This window comes from Pseudoalteromonas sp. 19-MNA-CIBAN-0066, from assembly GCF_040308705.1.
GTDB lineage: Bacteria > Pseudomonadota > Gammaproteobacteria > Enterobacterales > Alteromonadaceae > Pseudoalteromonas > Pseudoalteromonas nigrifaciens.
This window is the reverse complement of the sequence record NZ_JBEONZ010000001.1, coordinates 149,115-163,420: the sequence shown is the minus strand read 5'-3', so window position 1 is coordinate 163,420 and position 14,306 is coordinate 149,115. Positions and strand designations below refer to the sequence as shown.

Genomic DNA, 14,306 nt, shown 5'->3' with positions numbered 1-14,306 from the left:
TAAAAATAACCAGCGGTTAATGTTTTTTATTATTTTTTAAATTTAATTATACAAGCACAATCACGACTTACTTTTGATATGATTTCAGATGCTTAAGTGTAGGCAATTTCATACATCTTCATTAACTAACCTGAACTCTGGTTAAGAGATTTACTAACGTATTGAATCGTATTTATATTTAATTTTATTTTCTCTAGCCAGAGGTTTTCAGTGAAAAAAAGGCGAATTTACGCGTCAATAGCTGGCCTATTGCAAGTAAATTCAACGCAGTTAGCGCTGAAAATAGCTGCTTGAGATAAGTTTATTATCCGGAGCTCAGGTTAACTAGGAAGGATGTTTTGCAGCAGGCAAAATAAAAGCCGTAACTAAAAATTACGGCTTTATAAATGATTAAATTTAAAAATATGTCTTAAATTTTAAACTGCCCTACCAACTCGCCTAAGCTTTCACCACGACCAGCTAAATGTAAACTTACCGATGACGTTGTTTTACTTGACTCTGTTAGGTCATTTACAATTTCTTGAATAGCAAAAACATTACGGTTTATTTCTTCGGTTACACTACTTTGTTCTGTTGCAGCTGTTGCTATTTGGGTACTCATATCGTTTATAGTGGTAACCGATGTAGTAACCGCGCCTAAGCTTTCTGAAATAGCACGTGATGACTCAACTGAGCGATTACAGCTTTGCTGACTTGCTTGCATAGCGTTAACCGCCGCAGTAACTAAGTTATGTAGCTCACTAAGCATTTCGCTAATTTCTAACGTACTTACTTGGGTACGACTTGCTAAGCTTCTTACTTCATCAGCAACTACTGCAAAGCCTCTGCCCTGCTCACCCGCACGAGCCGCTTCAATTGCCGCGTTAAGTGCCAGTAAATTTGTTTGCTCTGCAATACCACCAATAACACTTAATACACTATTAATTTTTTTAGATTGCTCACTTAATGAATCAACCTGTTCTGCAGCTGTATTTATTTCGGCCATTAAGTTTGATACTTCACTTAAAGATATATCAACACATTCTTGCGCTCTTGCTACTTCTTGCGTTGCTGCCTGAGTTGACACCGCAACTTGGGTCGTATTTTGCGCCACTTCGTGAGAGGTTGCAGACATTTCAGTAATCGCGGTCGCGACTAAATCAGTTTCATGATTATGTTTTAATAACTTATCTTCAATCACCAAGGTTTGCGTATTTATATCTACTGATGCTGTTTTAACATCGTTAGTTACATCAACCACACTGGCTATAATACCGTGCAGTTTGCTCACGAATATATTAAACGACTCACCTAATTGGCCAATTTCGTCGTGGCTGTCAATTTCTAAACGTCTAGTTAAGTCGCCTTCACCTTTAGCTATGTCATCAAGGCTTTGCACCATTCTTTGTATTGGTTTAAGCATATGGTTGGCAGCAAATAAAGCACCCGCAATAGTTAATAACAAACAAAAGAACGCAATGATCAATAAGGTGGTTACTTTTTCGTTCATGCTTTTTTGCATAGATAGCTCAAAGCCTTCAAGCTCTGCTTCTATGTCGTCCATATAAGCGCCAGTGCCTAGCATCCAGTTGGTTCCTGGGATCATCGCTGCATAACCAATTTTTTCAACTAAGCCGTTGGTATTTGGTTTTTGAAAATGATAGGTAAATGCTCCGCCACCCTGGCGTGCTTGTGCAAGTAAGCCCACAATGATTTTTTTACCATTGGGATCAGTCATGGCTATTTTGTTTTGCCCTTCTATCGCATCACCTAACATGGCATGAAAAACACTCACGCCATTAGTGTCATAAATAAAGAAATAGCCGTCTTCGCCAAAGGTTAGTTTTCTTAATGCATTTTTAGCATCTTGCTCAGTGCCATTTGCAAGCTGGTGCTGTACTACTTGACTACCAATTTCAATTTCAGTTTTTAATAGCGTTTGTTTATCTTTTAATAACTTACTTTTAAAAGTGTCAAAGCTGTGCTGCTGACTTTGCATTTCTAAATAGTACGAACTTGATAAAAAGCTGACCAATAATAATATTAGCGGCAAAATAGCTAGTAGTAACAATTTGCTTTTCAAGCTTAAATTACTCATTTCTTCTCCAAATAAACACATTGCAAGCTGTAAAAGCCCTACTCTTATTTTGTAACTTAGTCGCTGCAAAATTTATAATTTACTCTAGCCCCCCTTCATCACATAAACGGCTAAGTCTATTTAATTTAGGTAGGTACTTACTTAAAAGTATAACTAATGGCTAGTGATTATAGTCGTAGTTACTTTGGTTTAATACAAAAAGACGCCATTGTCATTAATAAACCTAAGCTGAATAGTAATAAAGTTGCAACTTACTCTAGTATAATTAATAGCCTTTAAAGTAAGCAAAACACCTAATACAGGTAAAATATTTAATTAATTGCCGCAATGATGAGCAAGCACAACATAAAATGCTACTTACAATATAAACAATTTAAATTTGTTTAGTTTTTTTGCTTTTTGTAACATATAATTAAAGTATTAATACTAAATTCCTATAACAAATCAGGTACAATTATTCTAATTGCACCTTGGCTATTTATTAATTAAAACGAAGGGTTAATGAAGTATTTATTTTTTATACTGCTATTTATCACCGCAAATGTAACTGCTAAACCTGAGACTAATAATAGTATCGCTTTTTATTACTCTGCACCTATGCCCTTAGCTGAAATGACTTTTTATTCGCGTGTAGTAGTGCAACCCGAGCTAATAACCAAGCACGAGCTGAACTGGCTCAAACAGCGTAATATTGCTGTTTATGCTTATTTAAGTGTTGGCGAGTCGTTTTCAAAAAGTGAGTCCTCACTTAGTGTTAATCCTAATTGGAATAGCCATATTAGCGACTTAACTGCAGCGCAGTGGCAACAACATATACAAAATAGTGCGCTATCACTAAAGGCACGTGGCTTTAATGGCTTATTTTTAGATACCCTTGATAGCTACCAGCTATTAGACAAAAAACATAATAAAAGCGCCCAGCAAGCGGGTTTAGTTTTTATTATAGAGCAGTTATCAAACACCTTTAATAAACAACTCATTCTTAATCGTGGTTTTGAGCTTTTACCGCAACTTAAAGGTAGAGCTAACGATCTGGTTGCTGAAGGGTTATTTAGCCACTTTAACCCGCTAGATAACAGCTATAAGTTAACCAATAAAAATGATCAAGCATGGTTAAATGCTCAACTTCATAAAGCGCAAGACCTTGGTTTTAATGTACAAGTAATTGATTATGCAAAACCTAAGCAACGCCTTGCTATGGCGCAAAAAATTATTAATGCCGGTTATACTCCTTGGGTAACTGATGGCCACTTACAAACATGGGGAACATCTAATATAGCCCCAGTTCCACGTCGTATCTTAATTCCGTACAACAGTAATATTGAACCGCTTATATACACTACAGTACATTTAAACCTTGCTACTATGATTGAGTATTTAGGTTATATTCCCGATTATATTAATGTAGCCAAACGCGCTCTACCTGCAGTTGACCCAAGCTTGCACGCCGGTATTATTTCGTGGACTAGTTTTGATACCTTTTACACACCAACTATTACTAATTGGCTTGAAGCAAACTTAGGTGTAGTGCCTGAACTAATTTTAGGTGAACTCCCCTCATCAGCAAATAAGTTAATGTTGAGCCTTGGAGCCGAGCCGTTAGGTGTTACACCTTTAGGCCCTTATGAGCTGGAGAGTTTTACCCCTTGGCTAAAAGGTGAATCAAGCATACCGCCAGTTGTAACTAACCCGTACTTTCTTAAATTAGCCGCTAATTCAAAAGCGCTGATTAGTATAAAAGCAGCCGATGGCACATCGCTAGTACAAGGCACTAAAACCAAATATGGTGCGCTAGTGGTGGCTCCATGGTTAATAGACACCTTACCTATGGAAGGTAGCAAGTGGGTAACAGATCCTCGTACCTTACTCACAAAAGCAATGGGCCTGGAACCTATTTTAGTACCCGACACCACTACACAAAGTGGTCGGCGCATGTTAACCATACATATAGATGGCGATGGGTTTACCAGTGTTGCGCATTTTGCAAAAAAGCCTTATTCAGCCGAGGTCATTCTCGACAAAATAATTAAGCACTATAAACTACCTTTAACCTCATCTATTATTCAAGCCGATATTGAGCCCGGCGGTTTACACTCAAAAATGAGCCCTAAGCTTGAGCGCATTGCTCGGGATATATTTAAACTTCCTTATGTTGAAATTGCTTCGCATACTTACAGCCATCCATATTTTTGGACGGCACTAGCCGGGCGTAAAGATATAGACGAGGAAGATACTGATTATGGTTTAAAGCTAGATATACCCGGCTACAACACCATTAGTTTAGAAAAAGAAATTACCGATTCCATTAAATATATAAATGACAAACTAGCCCCAGCAAATAAAAAAACTGTGATTATGCTATGGTCAGGCGATGCAACCCCAGGGCCTAAAGCACTTGAGTTGGCACGTGATGCCGGAGTGCTTAATGTAAATGGCGGTAATACCGACGTAAATGCAGATAACCCAAGCCTAACGCATGTATCGCCTATTGGCCGACCTGAGCGCGATTTGTTGTATCAAATTTACGCGCCAATATTAAATGAAAACGTATACACAAACTTATGGCATGGCCCTTATTACGGTTTTAAACGCTTAACCGAAACCTTCGAAATAACCGAAAAACCATACAGATTAAAACCCTACACTATATATTTTCATTTTTACTCGGGTGAAGTCCCTGCCGGCCTTGATGCACTAAAGCATAATATTGATTATGTTTTGGCAAGACCAAACACCCCAGTGCATTTAAGTCATTACGCTAAAGTAGCAAAAGACTTTTACTTTTCAGCCTTAGCAAAAAATAGCGATGGTCAATGGTTATTTAGCTCTAAAGATATTAAAACCCTACGCGTTCCAGATGTTTTTGACATGCCAAATATTTCCCAAAGTAGTGGCGTGGCTGGAGTTACCCAAAAAGGTGACTATGTGCATGTAGTGAATAATATTGCACAACTTAGTTTTGATCATAGTAAAGAAAATAAAGCCCCCTATTTAGCCTCTGCTAATGTCATTATTGATAATTGGCAAGTAAATGGCCCAGTAAGCTTTACGGCTTGGGTACCGGCAACGCTTGATTTAATCAATGCACGTGCTTGCGTATTTGTTTCTCATTTAGGTGAGCGATACAAAGGCCTTACACGCGGCGATATTACACAATTTAAAATACCAGCAGGTGACTTTTTTGGTTATCTTAACTGCAACGCAGGGGTTTAATAATGACTAATAAAAAACGCCCTCAGTTAATTTCTTTAAAAACAATTTTAGTTATATTAGCCGTGAGTTGTTTTGCACTTTATGCGTTATTTCCGCGTACTTTGTTTTTTGAAAAAGAAGCTTTATCGCAAGATTACACCTTTGAAAAATCGTATTTAAATGCTGCGCTTAGTACCGATCCTAATAATGAAAAGTTACGTGCAAAGCTAATTGAACTGCACATAAAACTCAGTGAATATGCAGCTGCCACTAGTGAGCTTGAAAAACTACCTAAAAGCGACAAAAAATCACTACTTGAAATTCAGTTAATGTACGCTTTATGGTTAGCAAATGATGCAAAGAAAGATGACCGATTTGAGGAGCTATCGTTAAAAGTAGGTGCGCTAAAAAACTGGAACGAGCAAATACTTAACATAGCTAAAGCCCTTGGTTTACATGCTAAAGTGGCACTTTACTATCAGCAAAATGCACAACCCTTACTCGCTGCCGATTACTGGTTGAGTGCAGGGGAGCCTGCAAAAGCACTCGCAATATATAAAAATAATATTAATGCAGATATTGCGCCTAAAGCCATAACCACTGCACTGGGAGCAAATAACCCTGAGCAAGCCTATGCCTGGTGGAAAACATATGGCGATAGCACAAATATCAAACGCACCCTTTATTTAGCTAACCTAGCCGGTAATACCCAAGATGCCGCCAGTGCTATCGAAAACTTACTCAAGCAAGAGCCAAATAATAACGAATATCTAACTAAGGCAATGTATTTGCGCCTAGCCGATGGTAACACCCTAGGTGCTGAGCAATTATTAACACAGCTATTAATCAATAATCCAAACGATAAAGAGCTACGTTTGCTTAACTGGAAAATGAAACGTTGGCTAAATAAGCCAGAGCAAGCACTTGTAGAATTTAAATGGCTAATGGCCAACCATGCAGTTAACGTTGCCATGCTAACCGACAGCATTAATGACGCCGTGGCGTTATATTTGTACCAAGACGCCAACGATATTTTTCAATATAAAGCGCAAAATAGACAGCTCTCAGATAAGGGCTTCGTTCGTTGGATGCAAACTAATGAGTTTATTGGCAACCCAGAGCAAGAGCTCAATAATATAGAGCGTTTTGAGCAAATGAATGGCAAAAGCTTACTGTCGCAATATTGGAAAGCAAAAGTATTGCACGATACCGGTAACTTAAATGGGTTAAGAGCATTATGGCCTAGCTATAAAGGCCCTAAAAACGAAGAAGATTTATTATGGCTGGCACGCGCATTTTGGCTTGCAGAAGACTATAAAACTGCGCTCACTATTTTGCAGCAAAAACAACAAAGCACCGACGATGAGTTTTGGAGTGCCCGTGTTGATATGGCGTTAAGGCTGCAAAATAAAAAAGAAGAACTATATGCCTATGAGCAATTAAAAGAAATTAGCCCACTTAGTGTTGGTGACATGCAACAGTATCAGCAATTGCGCTTTGAGGGGAACCCCAAAGGCTTGCTTGAGTACCTATGGCAACAAGCACCACTGAGTGATAGGCAGCTTATTCAAGTTACGCAACTGAGCGTGCAACTTGGCGACGCTGACTCTATTGCTCGCGTACACAACGAACTTGAAAAACAGCGCTACAATAAACAGCTTTATCCAGCATGGTCTTTACTGTCGAATTGGTATCAAAATCAAAACGATTTAAATTCTGCTTACACCACTCTTAACAGAGCGGCAAAACTCAGTGAATATAACCCTGATGTAGTCCTTGCCCAAGGCTGGTTAGCGCTGCAAATGCACGACACCATAATGATAAAACGTATACTAGCTAACTATTCGCAAACTGAGCCTTCTTATAATTGGGCGCAACTTTTAGCTAGTTTATCTATTCATGAAAAATCGTATAACAGTGCATACTTTTATTTACGCCAATTAGCTATAAGTAACCCAAAAGATTTAACCACCTTAGTTAATTTAGCCGACGTTTTACAGCTGCTTGGTTATAACGCCAATGCCACTGAACTACATCATTACCTATTGCAGCATTTACCTAAAGATAAATACGCTTACCGAGGGCTAATGTACCGCTGGGCGGGCGCTATGGCAGTGCCCCATTTAATGCAATTTAACACTATGGATGAACTTGCACCCGACACTATTAGTGAGCCTGTTGCAAATTGGTGGCTAGCCAGACGAGCAGCAAAAAACTTAGCGCCTTGGCAAACTCTGCAGTTAAATATGATTAACGGTGAATTTAATAACGTTGAGCAACAGCTCACTGAAAACACTTTAAGTGAGCTTGATCAATTAAATGCATTGCTGTATTTAAAACAACCTTATGCCACCATGCAGCGTTGGTATGAAACGTTAACAAATGAGCCTACAGAGGCGCAAACTAGTTTATTACGCAACGCACGAAATGCTTATTTTAGAGCGCTTGAGGTAAACTTTTCGCCTGAAGCGGGCTTAAACAGCAGTCAATATGATGTAAACGTGTACTTTCCCTATGCAAAAGGCCAATGGAAATTAAGTATTAGTAACCAGCAAAACCTTAACAATAATGGCTTACTGTTCGCCATCGAAGATAAAATGACTTGGGGCCGATGGTATTTTGATGCCAAAATTGATACTCACCAAGGCACATTAGCGAGTCGTCAAGGGCTTAGCTTAGATACTCGTTACCAATGGGATTCGCGCACTCAAGTAGGTTTAAAGCTTGAGCATAATGTAGAAAACCGCCAATCTGAAACACTATTAAGTTTTGCCCAATTAGATAAAGCCACCGCATATATAAACTACAATATTGATGGCAGACAAAGCGTGCAACTTTCTGGTTCTGCGCTGTCTTTTTCACGTAGAAGTGATAACAGCAGCATAGTAAGCGGGCAAGAATACAATGCCCGATACCAATACAACATTTTAAAAGACCGCCCTGTATGGAGCGCCTACTTTAGCGCGCAATGGCAAGATTTTGACTCTGTAAATACCTTTATTAATAATGAAGCTAATTTATTGCCAATCGATCTTCAGCCTTTTAGGCGTTTAGCCCTAGGCACTTCATTTGCATCTACAGGATCACTAGAGCCACCTTATTTAGGCGCTAGCCCTTCGTGGTTATTTGACATCAGTACAGGCTATCAAACCCTTAACGACACCCTAGATATTTCAGTTTCAAGTGGTGCGGGTTGGTCTATTTTAGGCGATGATTTATTTAGATTACAGCTGGGTTATCAAAGTAGTAATAAAGTGGGTAACTCAGATACACAATTACAATTAGGATATTACGTACATTTTTAATGTTAGGAGAGATTATGTTTCGTTTAGTTATACCGTGTTTGGTATTAGTTTTATCAGCTTGTACAACCAGCCATGTGGCTGATGATGTTGAGCTTAGAGCAACAACAACAGTGGCATTATTACCACTTGTAAATCATGCACAAACACCGCTTGCTGGTGAGCGCGCAGAGGATATTTTAGCCAGTATTTGGCAGCAAAATAAGCTACCTACTTTAATTCGTGCGCCACGCACTAACAATAATGAACTACCACCGCTAGACGATCAATACCGTGTAAATAACGCAATGCAGTGGCTAAGCACGCAACAAGCTGATTATATTATAAGTGGTAGCATTGAAGAGTGGCGTTATAAAGCAGGACTTGACGGCGAACCTGTGGTTGCTTTAACTCTATCATTAACGGCTAGCGGCCAAACAACTCCACTATGGACTGGCACAATTGCTAAAAGTGGTTGGGGACGAGATAGCATTGCTGCGGTAGCCCAAGATGTCATAGCCGATTTACTATCTTACATAGAGGTTAGTGAGTGAAAACACATTTCTTTCGCCCAAGAGAGGTTCCTGAGCTACAGATATGGGCTGAGGTATTTATATTTACCGCGCTGGCTTTAGGGCTACCCGTGCTGTTTAACACAGCGGATCCCTTTTGGACGCAAGGTGGGTTTTCGTGGCCGGTTTTAGGCCCTCTGCTGGTAGCATTACGTTACGGCTTTTCAAAAGGCTTTATTAGCATACTAAGTTTGCTTATTGGCCAACTGCTGCTTGTAGAAACAGATATTTTAACGCCCCAAAGTGACTTTAATATTAACGCTATTTTAGGTTATGTTATTGTCATTATGGTCACTGGCGAGTTTAGAGATGTATGGGATCGCACCAATCAAAGGCAAACTATTCAACTAGAATATGTAACCGAACGATTAGAGGTGTTTACCCGTCAATATCATCTTATTAGCTCCTCGCATGATCGCCTTGAGCAAGTGCTCGCTGGCCATACGCTTAGTTTAAGAGAATCCCTGCAAGCAGTAAGAGAATCTATTGGGCAACTAGAAGAAAGGTGTCTAGATAAAGCCGCACAAAGTATTTTAAATTTATTTGTTGAATACGGAACATTAGAAAAAGCGGGTATATACAAGGTTGAAAACAACATCATTGTAGATCCGCCACTTGCTGCTATTGGTAAAATGAATACAGTATCCATGTCAGATCCGCTTGTCAGTGCTATGTTTGCAGAAAACGAATTAGTATCGGTAAAAGACGTAAAAGCCTCTTTAGGTGTAAGTCAGTACCATATTGCGATTCCAATTACAGATATTAGCGACACAGTTTATGGGGTTATATTAGTCGAAAAAGTGCAATTTTTTGCTCTTAAAAACACCACACTTACCTTGCTTGCTGTTATGGCTGGACACATTGGTGACTTACTCCGTCACGAAATAACTAATCCGGTAATGCAAGCCAATGAAGCGCCCTACTTTATTAAACAAGTAAAACGTGCAAATAAAGAGGCTAAACGCTATAAAATCCCATCGCATTTATTAAAAATAACAGCTACAAATATTAATCCTGAATCGCGTCAACTTATGAAATATTTAAGCGAAGCCCGCCGTGGTTTAGACATTTATTTGTATAACAACGAAAAACAAACATTACTGCTACTTATGCCTTTGGCTGATGAACTTGAAAAAGCAGGATTCATTGCCCGCTTAAATAGTTGGAGCAAAGGACGTACTGGCAAAAACCTAACTGATTTAGGTATTGTTATCGAGCAACAAATAGCATTGCCTATTAATAATGACGATTTAAAAAGATTGGTCGCATTTCATGATTAAAATTATCATTGCAGCCATCTTAGGGTGTATATGCGAGTATTTTGCATTACTGCAAATACTCGACACTCCCAACTGGCTAATTGTTACTTTACTCCATGCATTAGCTAGCCTTTTTTATGCTTTTATTAGCTATACACTCATTCCTGTAAAATACAAAACAACCCCATTTAGCAGTGTTTTGTTTTTATTTTTATTACTGCTTTCACTGCCCATACTTGGCATTATAGGTGTTGTATTTGCATTAAGCTTTGCCCTATGTAAACCAATCAAAAATGACGACATTGAAATAGAAGAACATAAAATCCCAGCGCTTCCCTTTGAAGCTAAAATGACTTCGGCAAATCCGTCTTATTCTATTGGTGGCTTAAAAGCTATTTTAAAACACGCCAGTGAGCCTAATAAGCGTTTAAGTGCTGTAATGTCTGCACGTCACATGAGTGACGCACGCGCTATTCCTATTTTAAAACTTGCACTTAAAGATCTAGAAGATGATATTCGTTTACTTGCTTATTCAACACTGGATGGTAAAGAAACTAAAATAAACGAAAAAATAAGCCAATATCAGCAAGAAATCACCTTAACAAGCACGCAACCCGAATTAGGTAAATTGCAACAGCAACTAGCTGAGCTGTACTGGGAGCTAAGTTATTTAGGCTTAGCCCAAGGCGCGCTAAAATCCTACGTACTAGAAAAAGCAGAGCTACTGGCTCTGCAAAGTGTTGAGCATGTAAAAGCCCCTGCCACCTTTGTGTTATTAGGCCGTATTTGTTTATCGCTAAACAAATACCCGCAAGCACTAACGCACTTAACACACGCTACAGAATTTGGCATGGCGCAGCGCCATGTATTGCCATATAAAGCTGAAGTCGCTTTTTACATGGGCCTATTAGATGATTGTAAGCGCTATTTAAATGAGCTCCCTAAACAACCTGAAGGTAGCGAACTACGCCATTTACAGGAGTACTGGCATGGCTGAAAAGAATGCTGACATATTACTACTTTTAGAAGGTACCTACCCATATGTACGCGGTGGCGTATCAAGTTGGGTGCATCAAATAATTGAAGGCTTACCACATTATAATTTTGAGTTGGTATTTTTGGGTGGAGCACCTGAGCACTACGGCGAAATTCAATACCAGCTACCTGATAATGTGACTAAATTACATGTTCATTATTTAATTGAAAATAATACCACTGAAATAAAAGCGAAGCATGGCACTAAATACAAGCAAGAACTGTTTGATTTTTGGCAACAGCTGCAAAGCTACTTTCGTGACTGTAACGACCCTATACCCACTGAGTTATTAAAATTTGCTTTTGAAACACTCGGCAAAAAAGATGGCATTAATGCAGCCGATTTTTTATATAGTGAGTCATCTTGGCAAGCCCTTTCAAAATACTATTTAAGCTATTGTGATGAATCGTCATTTATCGACTTTTTTTGGTCATATCGTAATTTATATAAGCCGTTATTTAAAATAGCAGAAATTGCTAGGGGCCTGCCAAAAGTAAAACTAATTCATTCCATATCAACAGGCTACGCCGGTATTTTAGGCTCAGGCGCCAGTGCAATAAGTGGTACGCCTTTTTTACTTACCGAGCATGGTATATACACAAAAGAGCGTAAAATTGATTTAATTCAAGCAAGCTGGATCAAAGATTCGGAGCAGAGCTTAGGTAAAAATTTAAATACCGAAATGGGCTTTATTCGGCGTATGTGGATCAACTTTTTTGAGCAAATTGGCCGTACAACGTACCAACAAGCAACTAAAATTATTTCTTTATACGATGGTAATATGCAACGCCAAATTAAAGATGGCGCAGAGCCGGCAAAAACGCTTGTGGTACCTAATGGCATTAAAACAGTGCGTTTTAAACAAGCCCTGTTACAACGCCCAGAAAAAACGCCAATGGTAGTTGGTTTAATTGGTCGTGTTGTGCCTATTAAGGATATAAAAACATTTATACGCGCAATTAAAGAAGCACAATCTATTATACCCACCCTAGAGGGCTGGATAATTGGCCCTTTTGAGGAAGATCCAAAATATTATCAAGAATGCCAGTTATTGGTCGACAGCTTAGATTTAATCGACAATGTGAAATTTTTAGGCATGCAAAACATTGCTGAAATACTGCCTAAGTTAGGCGTTGTAGCACTCACCTCAATATCTGAGGCGCAGCCTTTGGTACTACTAGAAGCAATGGCTGCTGGCGTGCCTGTATTAGCCAGTGATGTAGGTTCTTGCCGCGAAATAATAGAAGGCGCAACCGCACAAGACAAAGCCTTTGGCAAAGCTGGCGAAGTGGTAGCAATAGCCTCACCTAGCGACACTGCTCAGCAAATAGTAAATATATTGCAAAACGAGCAAAGATGGCGCGAATATCAAAAAAGTGGCCTTGAACGGGTACAAAAATTTTATGATGAGAGCCATATGTTTGCTCGTTACGATAAACTTTATAAGGACACAATGGCATGGCCGGAATAGGTTTTGAGATACGTAAGATTCTCAAAAAAAACACCCTGCTTTCAGTATTTGAAGCTTACGGCTACGCTGGATTAATTGGCTCAGGCCCTTGGTTACTATCTATTATTGCTTTAATGCTTATTGGTATTTTAAGCTTGGGCATTGTGCTACCAAAAGTACTGATCATTCAATTTTTAACCTTAGTTACCTACATGATGGCCGCCTCGCTTATTTTAACTGGCGGCTTACAGCTATTATTAACGCGTTTTATTGCCGACCTACTTTTTACTAAAGATGATGGTCAAATACTGCCTAATCTACTTGGCGCGCAATTAGTTACCACCATAGCTGCGTTACTCGTTGGCCTTGCTGTGTGGCCATTATTGCCACTGCCAGTAGTGACTAAATTAATTATTTTAGGTGCATTTGTCGGCTTATGTAATCAGTGGCTCGGGGCTATATTTTTATCGGGTATGAAAGAGTACCGGCTCATTTTAGTTACTATGCTTAGTGGCTATTCTTTTATGGTATTACTGGCATATTTACTAAGAGATTGGCAATTAGATGGATTGTTTTTTGCTTTTTTTGCTGGCGAAGCGCTGTTATTTTTTAGCTTTTTATTTATGATTATTCGCCGCTACCCTGGTGATAAGTTAATTAGCTTTGATTTTTTAAATAATAAAAAAGTGTATTACAGCCTGTTCTTTTGTGGCTTGTTTTACAATATAGGTGTTTGGGCTGATAAAATTATTTTTTGGTACTCTCCTAGTACTTCAATAGAAATTATTGGCACTCTCAGGGCAAGCCCTATTTACGACTTACCCATATTTTTAGCCTACTTGTCTATTATTCCTGGTATGGCCGTGTTTTTAGTAAGAATGGAAACCGACTTTGTAGAGGAGTACGACCGTTTTTACACTGCAATACGCGAAGGTGCCTCTTTAAATGAAATTTATTTATTAAAAGATAATATGATACAAACTGCCCAAGGTGGTTTATACGATATATTTAAAATTCAGGGTATTACCGTAGCTTGCTTATTACTTTGGGGTGAGCAAATACTCACTTTTATAGGCATAGATCCTAACTACAAAACCTTATTATTTATCGATGTAGTGGGTGTGGGTGTACAGGTTATATTTTTATCAATACTCAATATTTTATTTTATTTAGATAAACGTTTTACTGTGCTGGTACTCGCAGCAATATTTTTAGTCGTAAATGTTGTTTTTACCTATTTATCGGTTGCACTTGGACCACAGTTTTATGGCTATGGCTTTGCATTTGCAACTATTATTAGCTCGGTTGTGGGTTTGTTTTGGTTATCTAAACAGTTTGAAGATTTAGAATACGAAACCTTTATGCTGCAATAATAAACGCTTAACATTTTAGGCTATTTGCTTAAACCAAGCTTATAATGCCAAAACTAATAAATAAGT

Annotated in this window: 8 protein-coding genes; 7 read left to right on the top strand and 1 reads right to left on the bottom strand. The window is 38.7% G+C overall.

Annotated elements, in window-relative coordinates; genetic code table 11:
- Positions 1-409 precede the first annotated feature (409 nt).
- A complete protein-coding gene (locus tag AAEZ18_RS00720) occupies positions 410-2,077 on the bottom strand; it encodes a methyl-accepting chemotaxis protein (RefSeq protein ID WP_182677765.1) in 1,668 nt (555 codons plus the stop codon).
- Positions 2,078-2,578: 501 nt separating this feature from the next.
- Between AAEZ18_RS00720 and AAEZ18_RS00715 the strand changes: the two genes are divergently transcribed.
- From AAEZ18_RS00715 to pelG, 7 genes are read left to right on the top strand one after another with little or no spacing between them, the layout of a single operon-like run.
- Positions 2,579-5,290, top strand: coding sequence for a bifunctional glycoside hydrolase/polysaccharide deacetylase family protein (locus tag AAEZ18_RS00715; protein ID WP_350593891.1), 2,712 nt, complete (start codon positions 2,579-2,581; stop codon positions 5,288-5,290).
- A 2-nt stretch (positions 5,291-5,292) separates the two neighbouring features.
- Positions 5,293-8,574 (top strand): tetratricopeptide repeat protein, encoded by a 3,282-nt coding sequence (locus tag AAEZ18_RS00710; RefSeq protein ID WP_350593893.1) that lies wholly within the window; start codon positions 5,293-5,295, stop codon positions 8,572-8,574.
- Positions 8,575-8,588: 14 nt separating this feature from the next.
- A complete protein-coding gene (locus AAEZ18_RS00705) occupies positions 8,589-9,104 on the top strand; it encodes a protein PelC (RefSeq protein WP_350550368.1) in 516 nt (171 codons plus the stop codon).
- On the top strand, positions 9,101-10,402 hold the full coding sequence (locus AAEZ18_RS00700) for a PelD GGDEF domain-containing protein (protein WP_182683785.1): 1,302 nt from the start codon (positions 9,101-9,103) through the stop codon (positions 10,400-10,402). Before AAEZ18_RS00705 ends, AAEZ18_RS00700 begins: the two co-directional genes overlap by 4 nt.
- On the top strand, positions 10,395-11,378 hold the full coding sequence (locus AAEZ18_RS00695; protein ID WP_350550372.1) for a HEAT repeat domain-containing protein: 984 nt from the start codon (positions 10,395-10,397) through the stop codon (positions 11,376-11,378). The genes AAEZ18_RS00700 and AAEZ18_RS00695 overlap by 8 nt, the downstream gene beginning before the upstream one ends.
- Positions 11,371-12,888, top strand: a complete 1,518-nt coding sequence (gene pelF, locus AAEZ18_RS00690) for a GT4 family glycosyltransferase PelF (protein WP_011327401.1) — start codon at positions 11,371-11,373, stop codon at positions 12,886-12,888. Before AAEZ18_RS00695 ends, pelF begins: the two co-directional genes overlap by 8 nt.
- Positions 12,876-14,240, top strand: a complete 1,365-nt coding sequence (pelG, locus tag AAEZ18_RS00685; RefSeq protein ID WP_011327400.1) for an exopolysaccharide Pel transporter PelG — start codon at positions 12,876-12,878, stop codon at positions 14,238-14,240. The genes pelF and pelG overlap by 13 nt, the downstream gene beginning before the upstream one ends.
- The last annotated feature ends 66 nt before the right edge of the window (positions 14,241-14,306 follow it).

Bases quoted from the DNA above. Each gene is read 5' to 3' on its own strand.
- AAEZ18_RS00720 (WP_182677765.1), bottom strand. From the start codon at position 2,077: ATGAGTAATTTAAGCTTGAAAAGCAAATTGTTACTACTAGCTATTTTG.
- AAEZ18_RS00715 (WP_350593891.1), top strand. From the start codon at position 2,579: ATGAAGTATTTATTTTTTATACTGCTATTTATCACCGCAAATGTAACT.
- AAEZ18_RS00710 (WP_350593893.1), top strand. From the start codon at position 5,293: ATGACTAATAAAAAACGCCCTCAGTTAATTTCTTTAAAAACAATTTTA.
- AAEZ18_RS00705 (WP_350550368.1), top strand. From the start codon at position 8,589: ATGTTTCGTTTAGTTATACCGTGTTTGGTATTAGTTTTATCAGCTTGT.
- AAEZ18_RS00695 (WP_350550372.1), top strand. From the start codon at position 10,395: ATGATTAAAATTATCATTGCAGCCATCTTAGGGTGTATATGCGAGTAT.
- pelF (WP_011327401.1), top strand. From the start codon at position 11,371: ATGGCTGAAAAGAATGCTGACATATTACTACTTTTAGAAGGTACCTAC.
- pelG (WP_011327400.1), top strand. From the start codon at position 12,876: ATGGCCGGAATAGGTTTTGAGATACGTAAGATTCTCAAAAAAAACACC.